General features: G+C 63.5%; 20 protein-coding genes. 11 read left to right on the top strand and 9 right to left on the bottom strand.

Features of this window, described 5'->3' with window-relative positions; all coding sequences use genetic code 11:
* Positions 1 to 2: 2 nt before the first annotated feature.
* On the top strand, positions 3 to 3,230 hold the full coding sequence (locus DDIC_RS00755; RefSeq protein WP_136398679.1) for a DEAD/DEAH box helicase: 3,228 nt from the start codon (positions 3 to 5) through the stop codon (positions 3,228 to 3,230).
* Positions 3,231 to 3,317: 87 nt separating this feature from the next.
* On the opposite strand, the gene panB is transcribed toward DDIC_RS00755, so the two are convergent.
* The 5 genes from panB to DDIC_RS00730 all read right to left on the bottom strand — a co-directional run bounded on the left by panB (position 3,318) and on the right by DDIC_RS00730 (position 8,006).
* Positions 3,318 to 4,151: a 3-methyl-2-oxobutanoate hydroxymethyltransferase gene (gene panB, locus DDIC_RS00750; RefSeq protein ID WP_136398678.1), complete on the bottom strand. Its 834-nt coding sequence runs from the start codon at positions 4,149 to 4,151 to the stop codon at positions 3,318 to 3,320.
* Positions 4,148 to 5,035: an agmatinase gene (gene speB / locus DDIC_RS00745; protein WP_136398677.1), complete on the bottom strand. Its 888-nt coding sequence runs from the start codon at positions 5,033 to 5,035 to the stop codon at positions 4,148 to 4,150. The genes panB and speB overlap by 4 nt, the downstream gene beginning before the upstream one ends.
* A 271-nt stretch (positions 5,036 to 5,306) precedes the next feature.
* Positions 5,307 to 5,843 (bottom strand): hypothetical protein, encoded by a 537-nt coding sequence (locus DDIC_RS00740; RefSeq protein ID WP_136398676.1) that lies wholly within the window; start codon positions 5,841 to 5,843, stop codon positions 5,307 to 5,309.
* A gap of 8 nt (positions 5,844 to 5,851) precedes the next feature.
* Positions 5,852 to 6,619, bottom strand: coding sequence for a class I SAM-dependent methyltransferase (locus DDIC_RS00735; protein ID WP_136398675.1), 768 nt, complete (start codon positions 6,617 to 6,619; stop codon positions 5,852 to 5,854).
* A gap of 121 nt (positions 6,620 to 6,740) precedes the next feature.
* Positions 6,741 to 8,006: a multidrug effflux MFS transporter gene (locus tag DDIC_RS00730; RefSeq protein ID WP_168732429.1), complete on the bottom strand. Its 1,266-nt coding sequence runs from the start codon at positions 8,004 to 8,006 to the stop codon at positions 6,741 to 6,743.
* A 117-nt stretch (positions 8,007 to 8,123) separates the two neighbouring features.
* Here DDIC_RS00730 and DDIC_RS00725 point away from each other — a divergent pair, with 117 nt between their 5' ends.
* The 6 genes from DDIC_RS00725 to DDIC_RS00700 all read left to right on the top strand — a co-directional run bounded on the left by DDIC_RS00725 (position 8,124) and on the right by DDIC_RS00700 (position 14,552).
* Positions 8,124 to 10,424 (top strand): ATP-dependent helicase, encoded by a 2,301-nt coding sequence (locus DDIC_RS00725; RefSeq protein WP_136398673.1) that lies wholly within the window; start codon positions 8,124 to 8,126, stop codon positions 10,422 to 10,424.
* 1 nt (position 10,425) lies between these two features.
* The gene (gene thiL, locus DDIC_RS00720; protein WP_136398672.1) at positions 10,426 to 11,493 is read left to right on the top strand and encodes a thiamine-phosphate kinase; all 1,068 of its coding nucleotides are present in this window, start codon (positions 10,426 to 10,428) and stop codon (positions 11,491 to 11,493) included.
* Between the two features lies 1 nt (position 11,494).
* Complete coding sequence (locus DDIC_RS00715; protein WP_136398671.1) at positions 11,495 to 12,403, top strand: glycosyltransferase family 2 protein; 909 nt, start codon at positions 11,495 to 11,497, stop codon at positions 12,401 to 12,403.
* Positions 12,400 to 13,038 carry a class II aldolase/adducin family protein gene (locus tag DDIC_RS00710; protein ID WP_136398670.1) on the top strand — a complete coding sequence of 213 codons (639 nt, stop codon included), beginning with the start codon at positions 12,400 to 12,402 and terminating at the stop codon, positions 13,036 to 13,038. The genes DDIC_RS00715 and DDIC_RS00710 overlap by 4 nt, the downstream gene beginning before the upstream one ends.
* A gap of 132 nt (positions 13,039 to 13,170) precedes the next feature.
* Positions 13,171 to 13,962, top strand: coding sequence for a DUF4198 domain-containing protein (locus tag DDIC_RS00705; RefSeq protein WP_136398669.1), 792 nt, complete (start codon positions 13,171 to 13,173; stop codon positions 13,960 to 13,962).
* A gap of 92 nt (positions 13,963 to 14,054) precedes the next feature.
* Positions 14,055 to 14,552 (top strand): DUF4198 domain-containing protein, encoded by a 498-nt coding sequence (locus DDIC_RS00700; RefSeq protein ID WP_136398668.1) that lies wholly within the window; start codon positions 14,055 to 14,057, stop codon positions 14,550 to 14,552.
* An 88-nt stretch (positions 14,553 to 14,640) separates the two neighbouring features.
* Here DDIC_RS00700 and serS read toward each other — a convergent pair whose 3' ends face one another.
* Positions 14,641 to 15,915 carry a serine--tRNA ligase gene (serS, locus tag DDIC_RS00695; RefSeq protein ID WP_136398667.1) on the bottom strand — a complete coding sequence of 425 codons (1,275 nt, stop codon included), beginning with the start codon at positions 15,913 to 15,915 and terminating at the stop codon, positions 14,641 to 14,643.
* A gap of 232 nt (positions 15,916 to 16,147) precedes the next feature.
* On the opposite strand from serS, the gene DDIC_RS00690 reads away from it, so the two are divergent.
* The 4 genes from DDIC_RS00690 (at position 16,148) to DDIC_RS00675 (ending at position 20,112) form a co-directional block, all read left to right on the top strand.
* The gene (locus DDIC_RS00690; RefSeq protein WP_136398666.1) at positions 16,148 to 16,732 is read left to right on the top strand and encodes a hypothetical protein; all 585 of its coding nucleotides are present in this window, start codon (positions 16,148 to 16,150) and stop codon (positions 16,730 to 16,732) included.
* 4 nt (positions 16,733 to 16,736) lie between these two features.
* Positions 16,737 to 18,158, top strand: a complete 1,422-nt coding sequence (locus DDIC_RS00685; RefSeq protein ID WP_136398665.1) for a hypothetical protein — start codon at positions 16,737 to 16,739, stop codon at positions 18,156 to 18,158.
* The gene (locus DDIC_RS00680) at positions 18,155 to 18,499 is read left to right on the top strand and encodes a hypothetical protein (protein WP_136398664.1); all 345 of its coding nucleotides are present in this window, start codon (positions 18,155 to 18,157) and stop codon (positions 18,497 to 18,499) included. The genes DDIC_RS00685 and DDIC_RS00680 overlap by 4 nt, the downstream gene beginning before the upstream one ends.
* A gap of 344 nt (positions 18,500 to 18,843) precedes the next feature.
* The gene (locus tag DDIC_RS00675; protein ID WP_136398663.1) at positions 18,844 to 20,112 is read left to right on the top strand and encodes a sensor domain-containing diguanylate cyclase; all 1,269 of its coding nucleotides are present in this window, start codon (positions 18,844 to 18,846) and stop codon (positions 20,110 to 20,112) included.
* Between the two features lie 129 nt (positions 20,113 to 20,241).
* On the opposite strand, the gene DDIC_RS00670 is transcribed toward DDIC_RS00675, so the two are convergent.
* The 3 genes from DDIC_RS00670 to DDIC_RS00660 form a co-directional block, all read right to left on the bottom strand.
* Positions 20,242 to 20,733, bottom strand: coding sequence for a hypothetical protein (locus tag DDIC_RS00670; RefSeq protein ID WP_136398662.1), 492 nt, complete (start codon positions 20,731 to 20,733; stop codon positions 20,242 to 20,244).
* A 188-nt stretch (positions 20,734 to 20,921) separates the two neighbouring features.
* Positions 20,922 to 21,977, bottom strand: coding sequence for a signal peptide peptidase SppA (gene sppA, locus DDIC_RS00665; RefSeq protein WP_136398661.1), 1,056 nt, complete (start codon positions 21,975 to 21,977; stop codon positions 20,922 to 20,924).
* 44 nt (positions 21,978 to 22,021) lie between these two features.
* Positions 22,022 to 23,278, bottom strand: coding sequence for a glycosyltransferase family 2 protein (locus tag DDIC_RS00660; RefSeq protein ID WP_136398660.1), 1,257 nt, complete (start codon positions 23,276 to 23,278; stop codon positions 22,022 to 22,024).
* Positions 23,279 to 23,336 lie beyond the last annotated feature (58 nt).

The following is a 23,336-nucleotide window of genomic DNA, read 5'->3' as shown; positions in this document are numbered from 1 at the left end:
ACGTGTCTGTCGGGGAATATATCACCGCGCTGCTGGCGTCGGAAAAACTGGGGCCGCAGGTCACCTGCCACCGCATTTTTGCAGCGGTAGAGCCGCGCTACGCCCCTACCCGCCTGCCCTGGCCAGCCGCCATCAGCAGGGTGCTCGAGCAGCGCGGCATCGCCGGGCTGTACAGCCATCAGGCGCTGGCCACAGACCATATCCGAGCCGGGCACTCCGTTGTTGCGGCCACGCCCACGGCCAGCGGCAAAAGCCTCATCTACAACCTGCCCGTGCTCGACCGCTACCTGCGCGACCGCGACGCCCGCGCCCTGTATCTCTTTCCGCTCAAGGCGCTGGCGCAGGACCAGCTGGGCGCGTTCAACGCTCTGGTGGAGAGCTGGCCCTGCGAGGCCCGCCCCACCGCCGCCCTGTACGACGGCGACACCAGCGACCACTTCAGGCGCAAAATACGGCGCAACCCGCCCACGGTGCTCATCAGCAACCCGGAGATGCTGCACCTGGGCATTTTGCCGTACCACGAGCAGTGGGCGGAATTTCTGGCGGGCCTGAGCCATGTGGTTGTGGACGAGGCCCACACCTACAGGGGAGTATTCGGGGCGCACATGGCGCAGGTGTTCCGGCGGCTCAACCGCATCGCCGGGCGCTACGGCGCACGGCCCGTCTATGTGCTGTGCACGGCTACCGTGGGCAACCCCGGCGAGCTGGCGGCGGCGCTGACCGGCACGGCCAGCCCAGCTGACACGTCCACCGCGCAGGCAGGGGCTGACGCGGCAATCCTGCAATCCACCGCCCGCATGCCCGCAGCGCCCGTGGTCATTGACCAGTCCGGCGCGCCGCAGGGGCCACGGCATTTTGTCTTTCTCAACCCGGAGCAAAGCGCCGCCACGGCGGCCATTGATCTGCTCAAGGCCGCGCTTGCCCGCAACCTGCGCACCATCGTCTATTGCCGCTCACGCCGCATGACCGAACTCATCAGCCTGTGGGCCGGGCAGTCCGGGACTTTTGCCGAGCATATCTCCGCCTACCGCGCGGGCTTTTTGCCCGAGGAGCGCCGCAGCATCGAGGCCCGCATGGCCTCGGGCGATCTGCTGGCTGTGGTCAGCACCAGCGCGCTGGAGCTGGGCATAGACATTGGCGGTCTGGACGTGTGCATTCTCGTGGGCTACCCCGGCACGGTCATGGCCACCCTGCAGCGAGGCGGCCGCGTGGGGCGCGCCCAGCAGGAATCCGCCGTCATTGTGGTGGCGGGCGAGGACGCGCTGGATCAGTATTTTGCCCGCAATCCCGAGGATTTTTTTACCCGCCCGCCAGAAAAGGCCGTGGTCAACCCGGACAACGAGGTCATCCTCACCCGGCATCTGGAGTGCGCGGCGGCAGAAATGCCGCTCACCCCCGGTGACGCCATGCTGGCAAGCCCGGCAGCCCGCGCCGCAGCCCGCGCCCTGCACGCCAAAGGACTGCTGCTGCAGTCCGCCGACGGCACGCAGTTGCTGGCCGCCCGCAAGCGGCCCCAGCGCCATGTGGATTTGCGCGGCACGGGCCAGACCTTTACCATCGAAGACCAGGACGGCCAGATCATCGGCTCGGTGGACGGTTTCCGCGCATGGCAGGAGACGCACCCCGGCGCGGTCTACCTGCACAGGGGCCGCAGCTACGTGATTGACGAGATGGACCCAGCCCGCGCCCGCATTGTGGCCAAGGCGGCCAAGGTATCGTGGTTTACCCGCACGCGCGGCCAAAAAAGTACTGATATTCTTGAAGAAGTCGAGCGCGTATCGCTGGGCCGCGTGCTGGCGTGCCGGGGACGGCTGCGCATCACGGACATTGTGACCGGCTACGAAAAACGCTCCACCTCGGGCAACCGCCTGCTCACCATCACGCCGCTGGACGCGCCGCCGCAGGTTTTTGAAACCGAAGGCCTGTGGTTTGTCATCCCCGACAGCATCCGCGCCTCGCTGGAAGAAAAGTTTCTGCACTACATGGGCTCCATCCACGCGCTGGAGCACGCGGCCATCGGCCTGCTGCCCCTGCTGATCATGGCCGACCGCAACGACTTTGGCGGCATCTCCACGCCGCTGCACGCGCAGACCGGGCTTTCGGGCGTATTCATTTACGACGGCCTGCCCGGCGGCGCAGGTCTGACGCGCCAGGCCTTTCCCGACGCGCGGGGTCTGCTTGAGGCAACCCTGAAGGCGGTGGCCGCCTGCCCCTGCGAGGACGGCTGCCCCTCGTGCGTGCATTCGCCCAAATGCGGCTCCGGCAACAGGCCCATCAGCAAGATCGGCGCGCTGGAACTGTTGCGCGAGATGCTGGCCCCCGGCACGGAGGGCGACGCCCTGTACCGCGAGCTGCGCATCAGCCCGGCCCCTGACCGGCTCGATATGGAAATGGCCGACGCGGCCTCGGCATTGGGAGCTGTGGCGCGGCCTGCGCTCTCCGCCCTGGAATTTATCAACACGGATAGCCTGCCCGATGCCGCCGCGCACCCTGCAATGGAGGACCAATCCATGAGCAAAAAGCAACCCGCGCCAGACAACCAGAACAACCTGTTCGGGTTTGCAGCGCAGCCGGTTTTGAGCGTCAACGTCCCCGAACCGCAAGGCGCAACCCGCAGCAAGGCTGGCGCTCAGGCAGGGGAGACCTTTGACGCGGCGGGGCTGCTGACGCATACCCCCGTGCCGCCGCCCAAAAATTTTGTGGTCTTTGACGTGGAAACCCGGCGCTCCGCCGCCGAGGTGGGCGGCTGGAACAGGGCCGACCGCATGGGCGTGAGCGTTGCCGTGGTCTACGACAGCAAGGCCGACGACTACTTTGCCTACCAGCAGGAGGAGCTGCCCGCCCTGTTCGAGCGCCTGCGCGGGGCAGACCTTGTGGTCGGCTTTAACAGCCTGCGCTTTGACTATGCCGTGCTCTCGGCCTTTGCGAACTTTGACCTGCACCGCCTGCCCAGCCTCGACCTTTTGCAGCGCGTGTCCGAACGCCTTAACTACAGGCTTTCGCTGGACAACCTCGGACAGGCTACCCTTAACGAACCCAAAAGCGCCGACGGCCTGCAGGCACTCGAGTGGTGGCAACAGGGCCGCATTGACGACATCGCCACATACTGCCGCAAGGATGTGGACATCACCCGCCGTCTCTATCTGCACGGGCTGGAGCACGGTTTTTTGCTGTTCAGCAACAAGGCGGGCTCACGCGTGCGCGTTGCTGTGGACTTTAAACGGCGCTGAGGCGGAAACCGCAAGACAGCCCCGAGGAATGCAAAACGCCCGCAAATGCGGGCGTTTTTTACAGGCAACTTCTGCTGCGGGGCAGGCTTACTTAAGCTTTTTCAGCGTCTTTTCCATGCCGTCGGGCAGGGGGTAGACGTGGTCCTCGGCGGGGAAGGCCCCGGCGCGCACTTCACGCGAGTAAGCTTCAACAGCAGCGCGCAGGCTGGCCCCCACATCGCCAAAGCGTTTGACAAAACGCGGCAGGTGGCTTTGGGTCATGCCCGTCATGTCCTGCCACACCAGCACCTGACCATCGCAGCCAGCGCCCGCGCCAATGCCTATGACCGGGATGGCAAGGGCCTGCGTGACGCGCTCGGCCAAAGCGGCGGGCACGCATTCGAGCACCAGGGCAAAGGCCCCGGCGTCCTGCAGGACGCGGGCGTCGTCCAGCAGCTTTTGGGCCGCAGCCATGCTTTTGCCCTGCACCTTAAAGCCGCCAAAGGCGTTTATCGATTGCGGCGTAAGCCCCAGATGCCCCATCACGGGGATGGACGCCCGCGTCAGCGCCCGCACCTCGGCGACAAATTCCGCCCCGCCTTCAAGCTTGACCGCCTGCGCCCGGCCTTCGGTCATCAGGCGGGCGGCGTTGCGCACTGTTTCTTCCACCGACACATGGTAGCTCATATAGGGCATGTCGCAGACCACAAGGGCCTGTTGCGCCCCACGCGCCACAGCCGCGCAATGTCGAACCATGTCGTCCATGGTTACGGAAAGCGTATCGGGGTAGCCCAGCATCACCATACCCAGCGAATCGCCCACCAGCAGGGCGTCCACACCGGCCATATCCATAACCCGCGCAGTGCTGTAATCATAAGCCGTCAGCATGACAAGCTTGTCCTGCCCTTTGGCTTCGCGGAAGGTAACTGCGGTGTTCTTCATGCTTGCTGCTCCTTGTGGTTGGCATCGTGGGCCAGGCCCATAATGAGGTGGGTCAGCTTGGCCGCCGTAAAATCGGCATGGTGCAGCCCCTTGATGGGGGCCAGCTCCACCACGTCCAGCCCCACCACGCGGCGACCGGCCACGCAGCGCTCAAGTATATACTGGGCCTCGCGCCAGTTGATGCCGCCTGGCGAAGGCGTGCCGGTGGCGGGCATGATGGACGAATCAAATCCGTCCACATCAAAGGTTATGTAAATATTTTTGGGAAAGCCCTCGGGCAGGGGCTGGTCGGGCAGCCCCACGCGGGCGATAAAATAGGCGTCGTAGTGCGTCACGTTAAACTGCTTGCGGATTGCGGCCTCCTCCCGGCAAAAGTCGCGCACGGCAAACTGCGTGAGCGGCAGACCAAGATCGGCCACGGCGCGGTACATGACGCTGGCGTGCGAGTACGGGCTGCCTTCATACTGGGGCCGCAGGTCGGCGTGAGCGTCAAACTGCACGACGCCAAAGGGTTCGCCTGTTTTTTCGGCCTGCCGGGCCAAGGCCCGCAGCGCGCCCAGGGTTACCGTATGCTCGCCGCCCAGCACCACGGGCACGGCCTCGCAGGCAATGGCGTGGGCCACGGCGGCCTCGATGCGGTCAAGGGTGTCCGTCACCGGGCCGGAGCAGTCCACCGGCTCGGCGGTAAAAAAACCCGCTTCGCCAGGCGCAAAGCCGCTTTCCCATGCCTCCAGCTGATGCGAGGCGGCAAGCAGGGCCTGTGGGCCTTGAGCTGTGCCGCCGCCGTACGAAACGCTCTGCTCCAGCGGAACAGGGATAATATGAAAGCCAGCCGCATCGGGCGCTGATGGTGAATATTCCGAAGCCAGAAACTTGTCTTGCATGTGATCCTGCCGTGATTTGACATAAAAAAACGGCCCGCTTGGGGAGGCAGGCCGTTTCGGTTGGAGGAGGCTGTCAGCAAAAGAAAGGAAGGTACTTTCTATGCTGCAATGGGCGTGCCAAAAAAGCAGAAACTCTAGATTCTTTCAATATACTGCTTTTTATGGATAAAATTTTATCTCCGCCGCTATCGCCCGTTAAAAATGTTTAACCATCCTTGCCTGTGCCCTGTCTTGAGTGCGCAAAACTGTACAAAAAATTTTCTTGCTCTGCCTACTGCACAGAGTCGTTGCCCGGAGCGGCAGCGCCCCCCTGCGCGGAAAGTGCGAGCTTTTCAGCCAGCTCTCGCGCGGCGGCCGAGCTGCGCCATTCGTCAAAGAGCTTCTGCCAGCCGCCAAAATCCACAAAATTGCGGTCAAGCTGCTCTTCGTGCATCTGCACCCAGGCGTTGAACATCTGCATCTGTACCTGAAAGGTCGTGCTTTCAAAAATCATGGCGGCGGAGTCGCGCGCGATAACCTGACCGTCCACATGGGCCAGCACAAAGTTGCACACGGCGCGGCGCGAAGTCTCAAAGCTCACTTCCTGGCCGTTGATTTCTTCCGCCATGGGCAGCAGGCGGGGGAACATCTCGCTGATGCGTTCCATGGCCTTGGCCGGCACGGCGACAAACAATGCGGGCTGTCCGTCCCTGCCCGTGGGGGCGTCGGGCTTTTCGGAGATAAAGTAAAACCGCAGCCAGTTCTCGAACATTACCGCTTCCAGAACCTTGGCAACGCCGTTTTGAAATTGTTCTTGAGCTTCGGGCATGGAGACTCCTAGTGTTTTACGGCCACAACCCGCAGCCGCCGATAATCAGCAATCCACTGACCGCCGTCCCACAGCGACGCCCGCAAGGCATCGGCCACGGCGGAAAAAACATTTTCCTGCGCCGCAGGCGGCAGACAGTCCAGATCCTGGGCAAAAAACTGGCTCATCCAGCGGGCAAGGCCTTCCTTGCCGCCTTTGAGCGGCGTGGGCCTGTCGTATTCCTCGGCCAACCGCACAGAAAACCCGTGCCGTGCGAGCCGCGCCGCGTACTCGTCCGCCGAAGGAAAGTAAAAACGCTCGCTGTTCAGATACGCCGGGCCCAGGCCCTCGCTGCCCAGCGCCGTCTGAAAGGCCTCGGCAAAGGCCGCGCGCAGACGCCCGATGTTGCCGCGCGCGCCAAATTCGCACACGAGCATGCCGCCGGGGCGAAGCACGCGGGCCATGGTCGCGGTCAGCCGCTCCTGATCTTCAATCCAGTGCAGGGCGGCATTGGAAAACAGGGCGTCCACGCAACCGTTCCACGGCATCTCGCAGGCATCCATTACCAGAAATTCCACCTGCGGCAAGCGCAGCCGGGCCTGAGCTATCATGTCCGGCGAGGCGTCAATGCCCACCACCCGCGTGGCTTTGGCCGTCAACGGGCCCGTGAGCGCCCCAGTGCCGCAACCGAGGTCGACGACAAAATCCAGCCTGTCCGGCAGCAGGCCGAGCAGGCTTCCGCCGTATGCCGCCACAAAGTCGTGGCTTTTGTCATACAGTTGGGCATCCCAATCCATGATCCGGCATCTCCCTTGCGCAGCGACAAAAGCGCAAGCGCAACTGTTGTAAACGTCAGACAACAGCGCGTCAATGCAGTCGGCCCTTTTGCCGCAGCCCACCCGTCCGGGCAACCGGCCTTTACGGCTGCGCCTCCGCCCCGCTGGATTCCCTGAGCTTTTTCAGCTCGCGGTCGCCCACATACCCAAGCAACGCCGAGGCAACGCCAGTCACCGCGCATACAATACCCAAGGGCAACGCCGTGCCGCCCCCCGCCAGGCCCACAAGGGGCGAAGTGAGCGCGCCAAAAATAAACACCGAGACCCCCAGTATGCCAGAAGCCGTGCCCGCGCCCACGTTCTGCGCGCTGATGCCAAGGGTAAAGCTGGTGGGCAGGGTCATGCCCTGCAGGGCAATCATAAAAAACAGGCCTATGAGCAGGGGCACGGGCGAGGCGGGCGTAACCACGGTTACGGCCAGTACACCGAGGCAGGCCACTGCGCGCAGGGTATTGCCGATGCGCAGCAGGCGGGCCTCGCCAAGGCGGCGGGCGTTGCGCGCCGTACCAAAGGCAAAAAACATGAGGCTCAGGGCATTGCAGCCAAAAAGGATGCTGTAGGTCTTGGGCGAAAGCCCGTACATGCCCTGCAACACAAAGGGCGAGGCCGCCACGTAGCCAAAAAAGCCGCCCATGGTAAAACCCTGCACGCCCACATAGCACATAAAAGGCTTTTGCCGCAGCAGTGCGCCCATGGCCGTCCACGAGGCGCGCAGGCCGCCGTCGCGGCGCATGCCCTGCGGCAGGGTTTCGGGCAGGCCAAGCGCGCTGAGCACGATCAGCAGCACGCCAAAGCCGGTTAAAAAGTAAAAAATGGAGGGCCACCCTGCCATTGAAGCCAGCCAGCCGCCCAGCAGAGGCCCGGTGATGGGCGCAATGCCGTTGACGACCATGAGCAGGCTCATGAAGTTGGTCAGCTCCGCCCCGCGAAACAGGTCGCAGGCCATGGCGCGGGCCAGCACAATGCCGCCCGCCCCGCCAAGCCCCTGGGCAAAGCGCAGGGCAATAAAACTGTTGCCCGACCGGGCGGCGGCGCAACAGACCGAGGCCAGCGTAAAAAACATCAGGGCCACAAACAGGGGCTTGCGCCGCCCGGTCGAATCTGAAAGCGGCCCCACAAAAAGCTGCCCAAGGGCCATGCCCAGCAGGCAGGCCGTGATGGTCAGCTGGGTGGTTGCGGTAGAGATGGAAAGGTCTGCCGCCAGCACGGGCAGGCTCGGCAGGTACGTATCGGTGCACAGGGGGCCAAAGGCGGCCATCAGACCCAGCAAAAGGGCCAGAAACAGCCGGCGCCGGCGCGGCAACCGTGCTCCCGCCCCCGCAATATAGTCGTTTTCCGTAATGCGCATGAGTTTCCTTTTTACGTGTGCTACAGTGATATTCATGGCCGCAGAGAACAAAGTCAAGGGCGGGATGGGTGCACGCGGCCTCTGGTATGCGCTGTCGCCTTATGCTACCGTGCCCCTATGATTGATTACGCTCAAGCCCTTAATGAAGCCCAGTACGAGGCGGCCACCTGCGGCGACGGCCCCGTGCTTGTGGTGGCAGGCGCAGGCAGCGGCAAAACCCGCACCATCGTCTACCGTCTGGCATGGCTGGCTGAGCACGGCGTGGATCCGGACGCCATGCTGCTGCTCACCTTTACGCGCAAAGCCGCGCAGGAAATGCTGCACCGCGCGGGTCTGCTGCTCAATCAAGGGCTCGCGGGCGTGCAGGGCGGCACGTTTCACGCCTTTGCCTTTGGGGCGCTCAGGCGCTGGAAGCCCGCCTGGCTCGGCGACCGCCCTTTTACCGTTATGGACGCGGCCGACATCACCGATGCGGTCAAGCGCTGCAAGGAGCAGCTCAAGCTGGGCAAGGGCGACAGGTCGTTTCCCAAAACCCAGAGCATTGTGGGGCTGCTGAGCAAGGCCCGCAACAAGGAGCTGCCGCTGGACGAAGTGCTGCGGCGCGAGGCCTTTCATCTGCTGCCCCACGCCGAGGGGCTGGCGCGCCTGGGCGACGCCTATGCCACATACCGGCAGGAAAAAGGCCTGCTGGACTACGACGACCTGCTGTTTGAGCTCGAAACCCTGCTGCGGCGCAACGAGCTGGCCGCCGCCTCGCTGCGGCAGCGCTTCAGCCATATTCTGGTGGACGAGTATCAGGATACAAACCTGGTGCAGGCCCGCATTGTGCGCCTGCTGGCAGGGCCGGAGGACGGCCCGCCCGGCAACGTCATGGCCGTGGGCGACGAGGCGCAGTCCATCTACGCCTTTCGCGGGGCCAACGTGCGCAACATTCTGGATTTTCCCACGCTTTTTCCCGGTGCGCGCGTGGTGCGGCTTGAAGAAAATTACCGCTCCACCAAACCCGTGCTCGATGTGGCCAACAACCTGCTGGCCCACGCGGCGGAGTCGTTCCGCAAAAACCTGTTTACCCGCAAGGTGGGCGGCGACCCGGTACGTCTGGTCACGCCCCTCAGCGACATGAGCCAGGCAAAGCTGGTAGTGCGCCGGGTGGAAGAGCTGCTGGCAACCCACCTGCCGCACGAAATCGCGGTGCTGTTCCGCGCCGGATTCCATTCGTACAACCTTGAAATGGCGCTCAACCAGGCGGGCATTGCCTTTCGCAAGTACGGCGGGCTGCGCTACACCGAGGCCGCCCACGTCAAGGACGTCATTGCCTACGCCCGCCTGCTGCTCAACCCGCTCGACCTGCCGGCCTTTGCCCGCGTGGCGGCCCAGCACAGCGGCATCGGCCCCAAGACGGTGGACAAACTCTACGCCGTGGCCCGCAGCGGCGACCCCAAGTCCACAGAAAAAGCCTTTGCCAAGCATCCGGGTTTTCTGGAAGACATGCGCTTTGTGGACGATTTGCGCGCCCGGCCCATGCCGCCCGCAGCCACGCTGTCGTCCGTGCTTGAGCACTACCGCCCGCGCCTTGAGGCCCTCTACCCCGAGGACTGGCCGCGCCGTCAGCAGGGACTGGAAGAAATCATCCAGATGGCTTCGGGCTACAGCGAGCTTGATCTTTTTGTGGCCGACCTTGCCCTTGAAGCGCCCGAAGAGGACGACGCGGACAGCAACGAAGGCAAGATAACGCTCTCCACCGTTCACTCGGCCAAGGGGCTGGAGTGGAACGCCGTTCTGGTCATCGACCTGGTGGAAGACCGCTTTCCTTCGCGCCACGCGCTGGCGCGGCCCGAAGATTTTGAAGAAGAACGCCGCCTCATGTACGTGGCCTGCACCCGCGCGCGCCAGAACCTGGACCTCTACGCCCCGGCCTCGCTGTACAACAGGGCCGAACGCGGCAGCCAGCATGTGAACCAGAGCCCCTTTGTGCGCGAGCTTGCGCCGGGCATGGTTGAGGAGTGGGTTGAAGGATTTGGCGGCGCGCTCTCGCGCCGCAGCGCGGGCGGCGTGGGCTTTGGCCGCAAAACCTCCCTGCCCGGAGCAGACCCCGCCATGCCCGCCGGGGCCTTTACCGACGGATTGCTGCCTCGCCCGCAGCGCATCCCAAACCCTGAGGCCTATGACGACTGCCAGCTGCCCCCGGAGGATGCGCCAGCCGCAAACGCCGAGCCAGCCGGTCTGCGGCAGGCCCCGCAGGGCAGCCCGCCCCCCCGGACGGCAGCGCCCTCAAGCGGCGAGCTGTGTTATTGCCGCCACCGCATCTTCGGGCGCGGCAAGATCATACGCCACCTGCCGCCGGACAAGGTGCAGGTGAACTTTCCCGGTTTTGGCCTCAAGGTCATACTGAGCGAATACCTGATTCTGGAGAGCTGACATGCCCACGCCCCCCGCACACAACGCCCCGCACCACGCCCTTTCCGAAGACAGCATACTGGCTTGTCTGGGCAGGCACTTTCCGCAGACCGGCCCCTCGCTGCTGCTGGGGCGCGGCGACGACTGCGCCGTCCTCAGGGGGACGCGCCCGCTGGCTGTGAGCAGCGACCTGTTTCTCGAAGACATCCACTTTCGCCGCGCGTATTTTACGCCTGAAGAAACAGGCTACAAGGCGCTGGCCGTCAACGTGAGCGACCTTGCCGCCTGCGGGGCGCGGCCTGTGGGCTTTACCCTGTGCCTCGGCCTGCCGCGCTGGGTGGACGCCGCGTGGCTGGAGGCCTTTTTTTCCGGCATGGCATCTCTCGCCTCGGAGCACCACATGGTGCTGGCCGGGGGGGACCTTTCCGGCTGCGAGCGGCTGCACATATCCATAACCGTCTGGGGCGAACCGGCTGACCCCGGCAACTTTTTGACCCGTGGCGGCAGCATGCCGGGCGACGTGCTGTTTGTCGTGGGACGGCTGGGCCTGGCCCGCGTGGGGCTCAACGTACTTGAAGCCCATGGCCGGGCGGCCCTTGCGGACTGGCCCTGCGCCTGCGCGGCGCACCTGCACCCCGAGCCGCAGGTGGACGCCGGGCTCATGCTGGCCAGGGCGGGATTCAACGCGCGGCCCCCGGCGCTCATGGACGTTTCAGACGGCATCATGCGCGACCTGCCCCGCCTGCTGGGCCTTACAGGCGAGCTGAGCGCGGGCGGGCAGTCGGGCCGGGGAACTCTGGGGGCGGAAATTTTGCTGGCACGCGGCCAGCTGCACCCCGAGGTGGTGGGCTACGCCGATGCGACGGGCAAAAACCCTGTTCACGAGGCGCTGCTGGGCGGCGAGGATTACGCCCTGCTGGGCTCCTGCGCGCCCGACATGCTGCCCCCCCTGCACGCCGCCATACCCAGACTTACGAGCATCGGCGTCGTCACGGCGGGCGGCGGCATCGTCTGCAACAACGAGCCCCTGGACAAGCTGGCCGCCATGCGCGGGTTTGACCACTTTGACCGCTACCAGCAGGATGCCTGACGTGCGCGCCCATATCGGCATGGTCACCTGGAACAGGCTTGCCCTCACAAGACATTGCCTTGCCAGCCTGTTGCAAAACACGCCGCCGGGCTATGGCCTGACGGTGGTGGACAACGGCAGCACCGACGGCACGCGGGAATATCTGCAGGGGCTGGTCGGCGAGCACCCGCACATGCGCCTGCATCTGCTGCGCCGCAACATGGGCGTGGCCGTTGCCTCCAACCTTGCCTGGGACGATGCTGACGGGGCCGATTTCTACGTCAAGCTGGACAATGACGTGGAGGTGCTTGACCCGCAGTGGCTTGACCGCCTCATGCGCATGCTGGCCGACAACCCCCGGCTGGGCATGGCTGGCTACAGGCTGTGCCCCAAGCACGAGGGCGCGCCCCTCAAACTCGCGGACGGCTCCACAGCGCTCGAAGTAGCCTGCTGCAACGGGGCCTGCGCTTGCATACCCCGCGCCGTGCACGAGCGGCTGGGCTTTTGGAACGAGGGTTTTGGCCGCTACGGCTACGAGGACCTCGAATACAGCTGGCGCGCCCGCAAGGCTGGCTACATTTTGGCCTACGCTCCCCAACAGGACGCCCTGCGCCACCTGGGGGCGGAGCCGGAATTTGTCGACCCCCAGCAGGAACAAGGCAAGTACACAAGCCACACCGCCGATCTTTCCGGCACCAAGGCCTATCTGATGTATCTTTTGCTCTACGAGCAGGGGGTCATCCCCCTTAACGTGGGGCGCAAGTACCTGCCCGCCATGGGCGCAGACGGTCTTGTCTTTACGCTCAACCCCGCCCACAAGGCCCTGCAGCGGCTTATGGTGCGTCTGGTCAACAGTGTGGAAACCACCCAGCAGGGAGAGCTGTCGCAGCTTGACCTGCGTGCATGGCAAAACAGAGGAAACCCCGCATGAGCAGCAAGTTGCAGCGGCCCCAAGCCCCGTCCGCAGAGGCGCAGCTTTCCATCCCTGCCTCCATGGTCGAAGAATTTCGCTCCGTATGCCGCGACGCCTGGAAGCAGGGCCTGCTCTCCGGCTGCAACGGCAACGCCAGCCGCAGGCTGGGCAGCCATGCGCCCGGCACAGTGTGCATAACCCGCAGCGGCACGGCCAAGGGCAGGATAACCCCGGCCGACTGCTGCCTTATGGACATCGGCACGGGCGCAACCCTGCTTGGCGGGCCGGCATCCTCAGAGTCAGGCATGCATCTGGCCATTTACCGCGCCCGGCCCGACTGCGACGCCATACTGCACACCCACCCCCGCCGGCTGCTGGCCCTGAGCCTGCGCATGGCAGGCAGGCAGGAGGACTTTTTGCGGCTGCCGCTTTTTGAAGCCGAGGTCTGGCGGGCAAAACTGGGCTTTTCCCCGGCGCTGCCCCCAGGCACCACCGACCTTGCCAACGCCGTAGCCATGGCCGCCGCGAGCAAGGATGCCGTGTGGATGGCCGGTCACGGCCTGTGCTGCCTGGGCCGCACCCTGGCAGACGCCCTGTGCCTGGCCGAAGAGCTGGAGCACCTGGCTGCCCTGCAGATTCTTGCTACGGTTTAAAAATACTTTTTTTCACTGCGCCCAACAGCCCGTATTTTGCGGGCTTTTTTATTTTGTGTCGTGTTACGACTTGCCATATCACTCACTCGTTGGTAGCATATTTTATAATTTAGTAACACAAGGAGTTCCCCCATGAAACATCTCCGTCTGCATCTCTGCACGGCTCTGGCCCTCGCGGGCCTCGTACTTTCCACCGCCGCGCAGGCTCACGAATTCATTCTCAAACCAGACACAGCCACCCCGGCGGCCGGACAAAAAACCCGCCTGCAGGCTCAGGCCGCGCACGTTTTTATGGTCAGCGAAGAAGCTGAAAACCCCACAAACGTGCGTCTGTACCTGCTGCAAAACGGCAAAAATACCGACATCGCGCTGGCGGAAGACAAGGCCCTTGCGGCCCTGGTCGGCGATTTTACCCTCGCCCAGAGCGGCCCCGCGCTGCTTGTAGGCCATCGCCTGCCCCAGATCTGGTGCGAAACCACCCAGGGCGAAATGGAAGGCAGCCGCGCTGCCCTTGAGGCCAAGGGCATGAAGGTAAAGTCGTCGGGCAAGTACGAAAAATTTGCCAAGACCCTGCTCAACCCCAGCCATAGCGACACCCTGTACAGCAAGGCCCTTGGTCAGGACCTGGAAATAGTGCTGCTGACCAACCCTGCGGACGCCAAGCCCGGCAGCCCCATTGGCGCGCAGGTGCTGCTGCGCGGCAAGCCTGTGCCCAACGCGGTTGTGGGCCTGACCCATGACGGCTTCAGCAAGGATCAGGATACCTACAAGTTCACGGCGCAAACCGATGCGCAGGGCAAGGCCAGCTTTACCGTAGACGCTCCCGCCCTGTGGATGCTGCGCAGCACCGTGGTGGAAAAGACCCCCGGCGCTGATGCGGACGAGCATCACCTGCGGGCCACCTATGTTTTTCCTGTAAAATAACAGCCCAACCCGCAGGCCTCGGGCCGGGGAAGGTCTGGCACCCGGCCTGAGGCCGTTTGCGACGCTGCAACACAGTGAGCAAGGATTGTTTCATGCGCATTATTCATCCGCGCGGCATGGCGGCCATTGTTCTTGGGGCCCTGCTGCTTGTGGCGGGCACTGCCGCCCAGGGCCATGCCCATGCCCTGTATGCGGCGCACAGCTGGCACGAAGGCGTGGTGCTGGTGCAGTTTGCCTATGCTGGCGGCGAGCAGCCAACCTATGCCAAGGTGGAGGTGTACAGCCCCGCCGACGCCAGGGTGGAGTTTCAGAATGGCCGCACCGACGCGCAGGGGCGCTTTGCCTTCATGCCCGACGCTCCGGGCCTCTGGCGCATCATCATGGCCGATAATATGGGACACAGGGTCGAGCACCCTATGGAGGTCAACGCCGCCCTGCAGGCCGCAACTACGGCTGACGGGGCCCCGCCGACCGAGGTTGGTCCGGGCGGTTTTGCCATGCCGCTGCGCATCCTGCTGGGTCTGAGCCTGATTGCCAATATGACGCTGGCGGCAGCCGTGCTGCGCCGCAAAAAAAATCAGCCCGCCTGATCCCCTCCAAACAGCTCTGACCGCAAAAAGCCGGGCACTCCCTCAGGGAGTGCCCGGCTTTACAGTAGACTTTGCGTGTGCTGCCGCGCTATTTCGGCTCGATAACTTCCACGCCGCCCATATAGGGAACCAGCGCCTTGGGCAGCACAAGGCTGCCGTCCTTTTGCTGGCAGTTTTCGAGGATGGCGGCCATGGTGCGGCCCGTGGGCAGCCCGGAGCCGTTGAGCGTATGCAGAAACGCTGCCTTGCCGCCCTTGGGCTTAAAGCGGATGTCGGCCCTGCGGGCCTGAAAATCTGTGCAGTTGGAACAGGACGAGATTTCGCGGTAGGTTTTTTGCGTGGGCAGCCATACTTCCACGTCGTACGTCTTGGCTGAGCTGAAGCCCATGTCGCCGGTGCAGAGGGTGATGACGCGGTACGGCAGTTCAAGCATCTCAAGCAGATTGCAGGCGTGGCCGCGCATGATCTCCAGCTGGTTGAAGCTGCCGTCGGGGTGGGCAAAACGCACCATCTCCACCTTGGTAAACTGGTGCATGCGGATAAGCCCGCGCGTATCCTTGCCCGCGCTGCCCGCCTCGGAGCGGAAGCAGGGCGTGGCCGCGCAATAGGCGCGGGGCAGGTCGGCCTCGTCCAGCACTTCGCCCGCGTGCAGGTTGGTCAGCGGCACTTCGGCAGTGGGTATGAGATAGTAGTCCCACTCGCGCAGCTTGAACAGGTCTTCCTCAAACTTGGGCAACTGGCCCGTGCCGGTCATGCTGGTGCGGTTGACCATGTAAGGCGGGCAAACTTCAATATAATCCTCGGCCATGGTGTGCTGGTCGAGAAAAAAGTTTACCAGCGCGCGTTCGAGCCGTGCTCCCCACTTGAGCGAAACCACAAACCGGCTGCCCGTGAGGCGGGCGGCGCGCTCAAAATCAAGCCCGCCAAGGGCCACGCCCAGCTCGCCGTGCTCGCGCGGCGCAAAGTCAAATTCGCGGGGCTTGCCCCAGCGGCGCACCTCGACATTTTCCGTTTCGTCCTTGCCCGCAGGCACAGAAGCATCGGGCAGGTTGGGCACGCGCATGAGCCACGTTTCCACATCGGTCTTGGCCTGGGCGGTTTCCACGTCCAGCTCCTTGATGCGATCGGCAACGCCGCTCATCTCGGCCAGCAGGGCCGTGGCGTCCTCACCCGCGCGCTTTTTGGCGGCCACTTCCGCCGAGGCGGCATTGCGGCGGCTTTTGAGGGTTTCCACCTCGGTCAGCAGGGCGCGGCGGCGGGCGTCCAGCGCCAAAAATTCATTTACGTTCAGGTCTGAATGCCGGTCGGTCAAAGCCCTGGTCAGCACTTCAGGCTGTTTTTGCACCAATTTGAGGTCGATCATAGCCGCTCCTGAAAAAAACGCGCACTGCGCGGGATTATAACAAGAGCTCCGTGGAAGGAGCGCAACAGACAGGCTGTAGCACGCTGGGCCACAGCCTGCAAGGCGGCTTCAGCACGCATGCGCCTGCGCTGATACGCATGAGGCCGCCCGCGATCCTTGCAAAAAGCAGATTTTGCGTATAAACGGTTAAGCGTAATCTGGAGATTTTCTATACAAGTTACGAGAGGCCGTCATGAAACATCTACGCATTGTTCTTTGTGTTTCCCTGCTGGCGTTGCTTGCAGCCTGCGGGCCGAGCAACAATGTTCGGCTTTTGCCGCCCCCACCGCTGGACGCTTCCGTGCTTCCTTCTCCCAACGCTCCCCGTGTGACCGTTGTGACGTTTGAAGACAAGCGTATGGATCAGAGCGTTATAGGAACGCGCCGCGACAACAGCGCCTTTGTGACCACCGACAATGTGTCGCAGTGGATCAGCAAGGCCCTGGCCGACGAGCTGGCCCGCAACGGCATGCAGGTTTCGTACTCCATCAGCGTGAACGAAGCACGCAAGGGCAACCCCGATTTTCTGGTGACCGGCCAGATCGACGAGGCCAATATCCGCGAGACCTCGACCACCGACATGGCCACCTCGCTGCGGGCCAACTACGTGCTCGCCAACAGGCAGGCCCGCATCATGCGTGAATCGCTCAACGCCTCCCAGTCGCGCACCGGTCTGCCCTCGGGCAGCGCTGCCGACAACCTGATGCTGGAAACCCTGCGCGACCTGGTCAAGCCCATGGCGCAAAAGATTGTCCAGACCATCGAGGCAAAAAAATAAGCCCATGCGGGCGCTGCGTCCCCTGCTTTTCGGCATGACGCTTGCCGTCATGCTGGAAATTTTTGCCCTGCCGCCGGTCATCACAACCGGCGGCAGGGCGTACGCCGCCGAAAATTCGCCCAATCAGCCCCCCCTCCCCGCTGCAAACAATGCGGGTGCGCCCTCTCAGGATGCAGCCGCCCCCTCGCCCCAAGGGCAGGATGCTGCCGCGCCTTCCCCCGACGATATGCCCCTTGCCTCAAAGCCCGGCTCCCTGCCGCTGGCTTCGCCCGTCAAAAGCAGCGCGCAATGCCCTGTCGCACCCTTGCCGCCGCATGCGCAAAAGCTGTGCGCCGAGGCAGCTGCCCAGCTTGAAGCCCTGCGCGCCGCAGCCGCACAGCTGCCCAACAGGCGCGACATACGCATGGGAGTTACCGAAGCCAACGAGCGCACGGCTCTGGCTGCGGAGCTGTACACCGCCCTGGTGGAAGGGTCGCCTGCCATGGCGGACGCCGATGGCGGGCCAGCCGCGCAGGGGGTAACCGTTACGCTGCTGGCGAGACCCGATGCCGCCGAAACCTTGCTGCGTCTGCTGCGCAACCCCGATGTGCTGCTGACGCGGCGACTGCTCCTGACAGATCTTGCCAACGCGCTGGCCTCGGCCCGCCAGGTCGCCGATGAACTTGCGGCGGCTGACGCCATGACAGGCGGCCAGATCCGCGCCAACATTGAGCCCGGTTCGGGCGGTACGTGGTATGTGGCCAAGGCGACGCCGCCGGGGCAGATAAAACAAAACCCTCCCATGCCGGTTATGCCGGATGCGCGGCAGGAAGCCGCACGCAGGGCGGCCCTGCACAAGGCCGATATCCTTGCGGTTGAGCTGACCGCCTGCCTGGCTGCCATGGATGTACTGCGCCTTGAGCCGGAGGGCTGGCTGACCGGGGCCGCCGCCCTGCCCCTGCTGGAAAAATCCGCCGCAGACCTGCCCGGCAGCGCCGCCCTGCGCCTCCTGCTGGCGGAGTCGCAGCTGCAGTCAGGCATGCCGCAACGCAGCATCGCCTCCGCCGCCGCTGCGCTTGATCTCGCACCAGACCTTACGAGGGCCAGATACATCCGCGCGCTGGCCCACTGGCGGCTGCAGCAGCTGGCGCTGGCCGAGGACGACCTGAGCGCGGCCCTTGACGCCACGCCCGAAGCTTTTTTGCACACCGCCGACAGGGTCCGGCTGCTGCGCGCGCGCGGGGCCTTGCGTATGTTGCGCAACAATACCCAGGGCACATGCGCGGACCTCACGGCCGCCTGCGCCCTTGGCGATTGCGAAGGACTCGCTGCAGCGCGAGAGCAGCAGCTTTGCCTCACGCCTTCTGTACACGACGCCGTCGCGCCTGCAACGCAGCCCACCGCCACAGATCAGCCCCAACCGCCCCATAAGGCGGCCACACCTTGAGCCGCCAGCCCCTGCTCAAGGTTTACGGGCACATTTACCCGGCGGACGATGCCCTGTATGCCGCGCTGGCAAACGCCTGCGCCGACGCGCTGCCGGACAACGACGATATCCCCGTGCTGGAACGCGATGGCGACATGGCCCGCATTTCCTTTGAAGGAACCTACTTTCCCCTTGACGAAGTGCTGCTGGCGCTGACGACCCATATACAGCCCGCACACAAGGGCAAGCTGGACGTGCTTGATATGGAAGCCTGGCGGCTGACCCGCCACATTTTTACGCAGGGGCGCATAGAGAGCCACAGCGCTCCCCTCAACAACGTTCTTGATTATTCCGGCCATTGATTGACGGCATTTCTCCGCCTGATTCCTTTTTTGCACCGCGCCGGTTGCCCCCCGTCCAAAAAAGTGACCGCGTCACATTCCCATCCCTTCCGCCGCTAGCAGCTACCATCTGGTTTCCTTATTTTCTGGTCTGAAAAAATAATTCCACTTTCATTAGTCATTGTTGCAAACTCCCGACAAATTACCTCTTCGATATAGATGTAATCACCCCGGCCATGCGTGAAATAGCTGGAAAAACCTTTCTCGTTGGTGTACTGTACATAAAATCGGCATTTTTTTGCGCAATACAGCCCGGTGCCTGCTGCCGAAGGCGTTTCAGGGCTGTTGCGAGGGGGGGGTAAAGCTTGTCGGTCCAGAAGAACAGCAGCACGGTGCACTGGCGCATTGGCCTTGATCTTACATATCTCGTTGTCGACCCTGCAAAAGAACGGCTTTTGGGAATCCCCGAGGGGTCCCTGTCCGGCAGCCCGCTAACGCACTGCATGCACCCGGAGGATGCGGCCCTGCTGTGCCAGGCCCTTGACCATGCATCCATCAGCAACGGCCTTGCGGGGTGCACGGTGCGCTATGTGTGCCCCAAGGGCACGCATACCATCACCACCCTGAACATTACGCCCCTCCGGGATGCCCACGGCAACATTACAGCCTTTGCCGGCAGTGAACGCTGCATCGGCGCTGTGGACATCCATTCCGGCATGTCCCCGGCCTTTGAAGCTATCTTTGCGCGCGCATTTGTGGCCTTCTGCCTCATAGACAGGGAGGGACGGCTGCGCACGGTCAACAGCCCGTACGCACGGCTGACCGGCAGGCCCACCAACGAGCTGGTGCGCTGCCATGTTGGCGAAATGGGCGTCCCCACCATGGAAATGGTGAACAGCGCCTTTGCGCTGTTTGATGCGGGCGAGAAGTTTCCCGAGCGGGAGATTATCCATGGCGGCAAGGATTACGCCATATCCGCCTTTGGCCTGCCCACCGCCTGCGGCGACATCACCTCCATTTGCGTGTTCATGCGCGACATCAGCATGCGCAAAGGCCTGGAGCGCCGCCTTGAAGCGGCCAACCGCACGCTGGAAGAAATGAACGCCAAGGATTACCTGACCGGCGTGTTCAACCGTCGCCACTTTGACGAGACACTGCACAAGGAGATGGCGCGGCTGGCCCGGGAGGGCGGGGTCATGTGCGTGGGCATGGTCGATGTGGACAACTTCAAATTGTACAACGACGCCTACGGCCACCTGGCGGGGGACGAATGTCTGGCCCGAGTGGCCCAGGCCATGGGCGCGGCGCTGCTCAGACCGGCTGACGAGATATTTCGCTATGGCGGCGAGGAGTTCGCCATTGTTATGCCGCAGACCGGCAAGGAAAACGCCCTGAACGTGGCGGAACGGGTACGCGAGGCAGTGGAGGGCCTGCGCATTCCGCACTGCCAAACAGCCTACGGGTTTGTGACCGTCAGCATAGGCGTGGCGGGCATCGACGCAAACTCGGCCCGCTTTGGCCATCAGGCCTGCGAAAAACTGATCAGGGTCGCCGACAAAGCCCTGTACCGGGCCAAGGACGGCGGACGCAACAAGGTTGACAGCGACCTGTGCAGCGTGGACGGGATCAGCTGAGGCAACGCGGCCGCAACAAACCGGGTACCCCTCCCCCCGACAGCGCTCCCGCATTACAGTGCCCCAAACAACGCAAAAGGCCCCACCGGATGCTCCGACGGGGCCAGATTTTTGTGCTGGGGGGCTGTACTATTCGCGCTCAAAAAGCGATTTCTGGATCAGCGCATCCGAGGAGTCGTCCGCGCCGCGCAGCGAATCATAGGCTTTTTGCAGGGCTTCGGGCCAGTCCTTGTCGCTCACGTCACTGATAAACAGCAGGGTCAGATCACCCTCGGACGACACGTCCACGTGGGTCATCACCCTGCCGGACATGGCCTGAAAGGCCCAGCCGCCGCCGTCGTCAGCCTTGACGGGAGCTGTACCCTTGAGCCTGGACGATTGTTTTTCGGCAAACTGTTTGGGCGTCAGACCGCCAGCTTCGGCCTTGGTGAAAATGCCGATGGCAAAAAATGAATCCTGCCCGCAGCTGACCGTTGCGATGCCGTCCTTTTCCGTAGCTGTGCACTTGCCCGGCAGGTCTATGCTGTAATGGTTGAATTTTTTTTCCGCCGCCACCGCCACACCGCACAGGCCCGACAACAGCACGCAGGCCATCAAGGAACCCAACAGCGCATATCTCATTGACAATGACTCCTTCAAACAACCGCGCAGAGCGCATGAATTTTCGGGGTGCATATTTGCACAAGCAAGGACGGCTGTCTATAACAGCCGTCCCAAATTATCACAATACACTGACATAACTATACATTATACCATAACGCCCTGCCCGGCCGCTGCCTGCGGCCTCAAAGGCCCGGCGCTGCAACCCGCTAAAACTGATAAAGAAACACAGGCTCATTGGCGGCAAGGCCCCCCAGCGCTCTCAGGTCAACACCCAGCATGGTCTTGAGCCCGCGCGGCAGCCACCCGCCCTCCTTGGGGCGCGACAGAAGCTTGCGTTCCGCAGGCACGCCGCACTGGGCCGAGAGCCAGGCCAGGGCCGAATCCTGCCCGCCCAGTTCGTCCACCAGCCCCAGCTGCACAGCCTCGCGCCCGGTAAAAATCTTGCCGCTGGCCAGGGCCGCCGCGCGGGCGTGCTCCATATGACGGCCATTGGCCACGATGTCCACAAACTGCTGGTGCATATCGTCGAGCACTTTTTTAAAATACTCGCGCTGCTCGGGGCTGAGGGGCCGCATGTACGACCCCGCGTCCTTGTACGGCGCGGTGGTTATTGTCTCCTGCCCCACGCCGATCTTGCCCAAAAGCCCCTGCAGCTGCGGAATATCCATACGCACGCCAATGGAGCCTGTGACCGTCGAGGCGTTGGCGAATATCCGCGACCCGGCCATGCTGACCATAAGTCCGCCCGACGCGGCCAGCGACCCCATGCTGACGGCCACGGGCTTTTTGCCGGCCAGGGCGCTCAGGGCATTATACAGCTCCTGCGAGGCCGCCGCGCCGCCGCCGGGGGAGTCAACGCGCAGCAGCACGCCCGCCACCGAGGGGTCGCGCTCGACCTTGCGTATCCACTCCAGCGTAGGTTCGGGATCCATGATGGGGCCAGAGACGGAGACCAGGGCCATGCGCTGGCCGCCCATAAGCCCGTTGCCGCCAATTACGGCCCCCAGCACGCCGACGCCCGCCAGCAACAACACGACAAATCCCCAAAAAATAATGGGATGCCGCTTGCGGAAGGGACGACGCAGCAGTTCCTTCCACACGTTTGCGGGCACCTGCGCCAGAGGGCAGGCGCACGGCTGCGGCGCGGCAACGGCTGCCGCTGGGGCTGCGGCGGGGACGGAGGTTGCCTGCGGGGGGATATCGCCGATGCCGGACATGGACAGGGGAGACTCGCCATTTAACGAAAAATCTTGATTGCTCATGGATGCTCTTTGCAGTGATTACGGTTGTGCCGGGCATTGCCCGGTCAGCGGAAAAACGGGCGGAAGTCGCCGCTTATATCTGCGGCCATGGCGGCGTATCTCTGGGCCACGCCGTCGGGAAAAACGCTCTGGCTGACGCCGATTCTGGCCGTTGCCGGGCCGCTTTGCGGCCTTGGCGGCGGGGCCTGCCCTGTAAGGATATGCCCGCAAAAGACGTTGATATATTCATTTACGGCGTGATTGCCCTGCCGCACCAGGGGCACAAGCAGGGCGCGCGCATCATCCGCAGAGGAATGCGCAAGGCATTCGGCCATTTTTACCAGGATGCGCAGGCGGGTGTCGGCATCGCCGCACAAATCAAAGGAGTCCTTAAACCTGCACAGGGCAATGTCATACTCTTCCAAAAAGAAATAGTACACAGCCCGGCAAAGGCTCTGCTCCAGCGGTGGGGCGGCAAAGGGCACATCGTCGTAGGCGTCGTACCAGCGCACAAGGGTGCGGAAGTCGTATTCCAGCGGCCCGCACAGCAGCTCCTTGCCCCGGTTGTCGCTGTACATGCTCATGAGTTCGTCATGGCGCGCGTTGTACTGCGAGATATTCGCGCCCACCTGCCGTAAAAAGTTGTCGTGCCAGTCGCTGCGGCTTGTGCCGTCCTCATTGCGGAAAACCAGCTTTTTCAGCCGGGCAAATGTGCTCTCTGGCTTGCGGTGCGGAAAGTGGTGTATCTGCAACGCGTCCTGCACGACAGGCAGGGCTTCGCCATGGGTCACCACATCATGCGCGCCGCCGATGGACCAGAGGTGCGGACGCCCCCTGTCGTAGCGCAACAGCGGCACTTTGCCGCCCCATGTTTTGGAGCACAGGGGCATAAAATCGGCAGGATGCCGCCCCGGCGCTAGGTAGGGCTGATGGGTGGGCAGGTGGTTAAAAAGATAGCCCTGCACGCCGCGAATGGCCGGGTCGAGCCCCTCCAGAAAGTCAAGTATCCGCAGCCCGCCGTCCAGGGCGGGAAACTCGTCGGCATCGGCAAAAAGCCACCAGGCGCTCTCGGGGTTGTGCTGCTCGTTCCAGCGGCGCACCACCTCATTGAGGTAGGTGACCTTGAGGTCTTCGTTAAAATACTTGCTGTCAAACGCTGCCGCCAGCACGGCCCCGGCGGCCTCCGCAGCCGCCACCGTGCCGTCTGAGCTGGCATTGTCGACAATAAACACGCCGGTGCAGCCCTGGGCAAAGGCGTGTCTGACCGTGGCGGCAATAACATCCTCCTCGTTCCAGACGCACAGAACGGCATTGAGAAGCATGCATTCCCCCTTTCAGGTCAGGCCGTAATGGATGAGGCCGCGCCCGTCACAGACCAGG

The sequence above is a fragment of the Desulfovibrio desulfuricans genome, from assembly GCF_004801255.1.
Classification (GTDB): Bacteria; Desulfobacterota; Desulfovibrionia; order Desulfovibrionales; family Desulfovibrionaceae; genus Desulfovibrio; species Desulfovibrio desulfuricans_C.
This window is presented reverse-complemented; position numbering and strand designations above follow the sequence as displayed.

What these genes read in the sequence shown, in the direction of transcription:
- DDIC_RS00735 (WP_136398675.1), bottom strand. Translation starts at nt 6,619, where the DNA reads ATGGATTGGGATGCCCAACTGTATGACAAAAGCCACGACTTTGTGGCG.
- DDIC_RS00690 (WP_136398666.1), top strand. Translation starts at nt 16,148, where the DNA reads ATGAAACATCTACGCATTGTTCTTTGTGTTTCCCTGCTGGCGTTGCTT.
- DDIC_RS00710 (WP_136398670.1), top strand. Translation starts at nt 12,400, where the DNA reads ATGAGCAGCAAGTTGCAGCGGCCCCAAGCCCCGTCCGCAGAGGCGCAG.
- DDIC_RS00670 (WP_136398662.1), bottom strand. Translation starts at nt 20,733, where the DNA reads ATGAGATATGCGCTGTTGGGTTCCTTGATGGCCTGCGTGCTGTTGTCG.
- DDIC_RS00725 (WP_136398673.1), top strand. Translation starts at nt 8,124, where the DNA reads ATGATTGATTACGCTCAAGCCCTTAATGAAGCCCAGTACGAGGCGGCC.
- DDIC_RS00730 (WP_168732429.1), bottom strand. Translation starts at nt 8,006, where the DNA reads ATGCGCATTACGGAAAACGACTATATTGCGGGGGCGGGAGCACGGTTG.
- serS (WP_136398667.1), bottom strand. Translation starts at nt 15,915, where the DNA reads ATGATCGACCTCAAATTGGTGCAAAAACAGCCTGAAGTGCTGACCAGG.
- sppA (WP_136398661.1), bottom strand. Translation starts at nt 21,977, where the DNA reads ATGAGCAATCAAGATTTTTCGTTAAATGGCGAGTCTCCCCTGTCCATG.
- DDIC_RS00700 (WP_136398668.1), top strand. Translation starts at nt 14,055, where the DNA reads ATGCGCATTATTCATCCGCGCGGCATGGCGGCCATTGTTCTTGGGGCC.
- DDIC_RS00685 (WP_136398665.1), top strand. Translation starts at nt 16,737, where the DNA reads ATGCGGGCGCTGCGTCCCCTGCTTTTCGGCATGACGCTTGCCGTCATG.
- panB (WP_136398678.1), bottom strand. Translation starts at nt 4,151, where the DNA reads ATGAAGAACACCGCAGTTACCTTCCGCGAAGCCAAAGGGCAGGACAAG.
- speB (WP_136398677.1), bottom strand. Translation starts at nt 5,035, where the DNA reads ATGCAAGACAAGTTTCTGGCTTCGGAATATTCACCATCAGCGCCCGAT.
- DDIC_RS00740 (WP_136398676.1), bottom strand. Translation starts at nt 5,843, where the DNA reads ATGCCCGAAGCTCAAGAACAATTTCAAAACGGCGTTGCCAAGGTTCTG.
- thiL (WP_136398672.1), top strand. Translation starts at nt 10,426, where the DNA reads ATGCCCACGCCCCCCGCACACAACGCCCCGCACCACGCCCTTTCCGAA.
- DDIC_RS00660 (WP_136398660.1), bottom strand. Translation starts at nt 23,278, where the DNA reads ATGCTTCTCAATGCCGTTCTGTGCGTCTGGAACGAGGAGGATGTTATT.
- DDIC_RS00705 (WP_136398669.1), top strand. Translation starts at nt 13,171, where the DNA reads ATGAAACATCTCCGTCTGCATCTCTGCACGGCTCTGGCCCTCGCGGGC.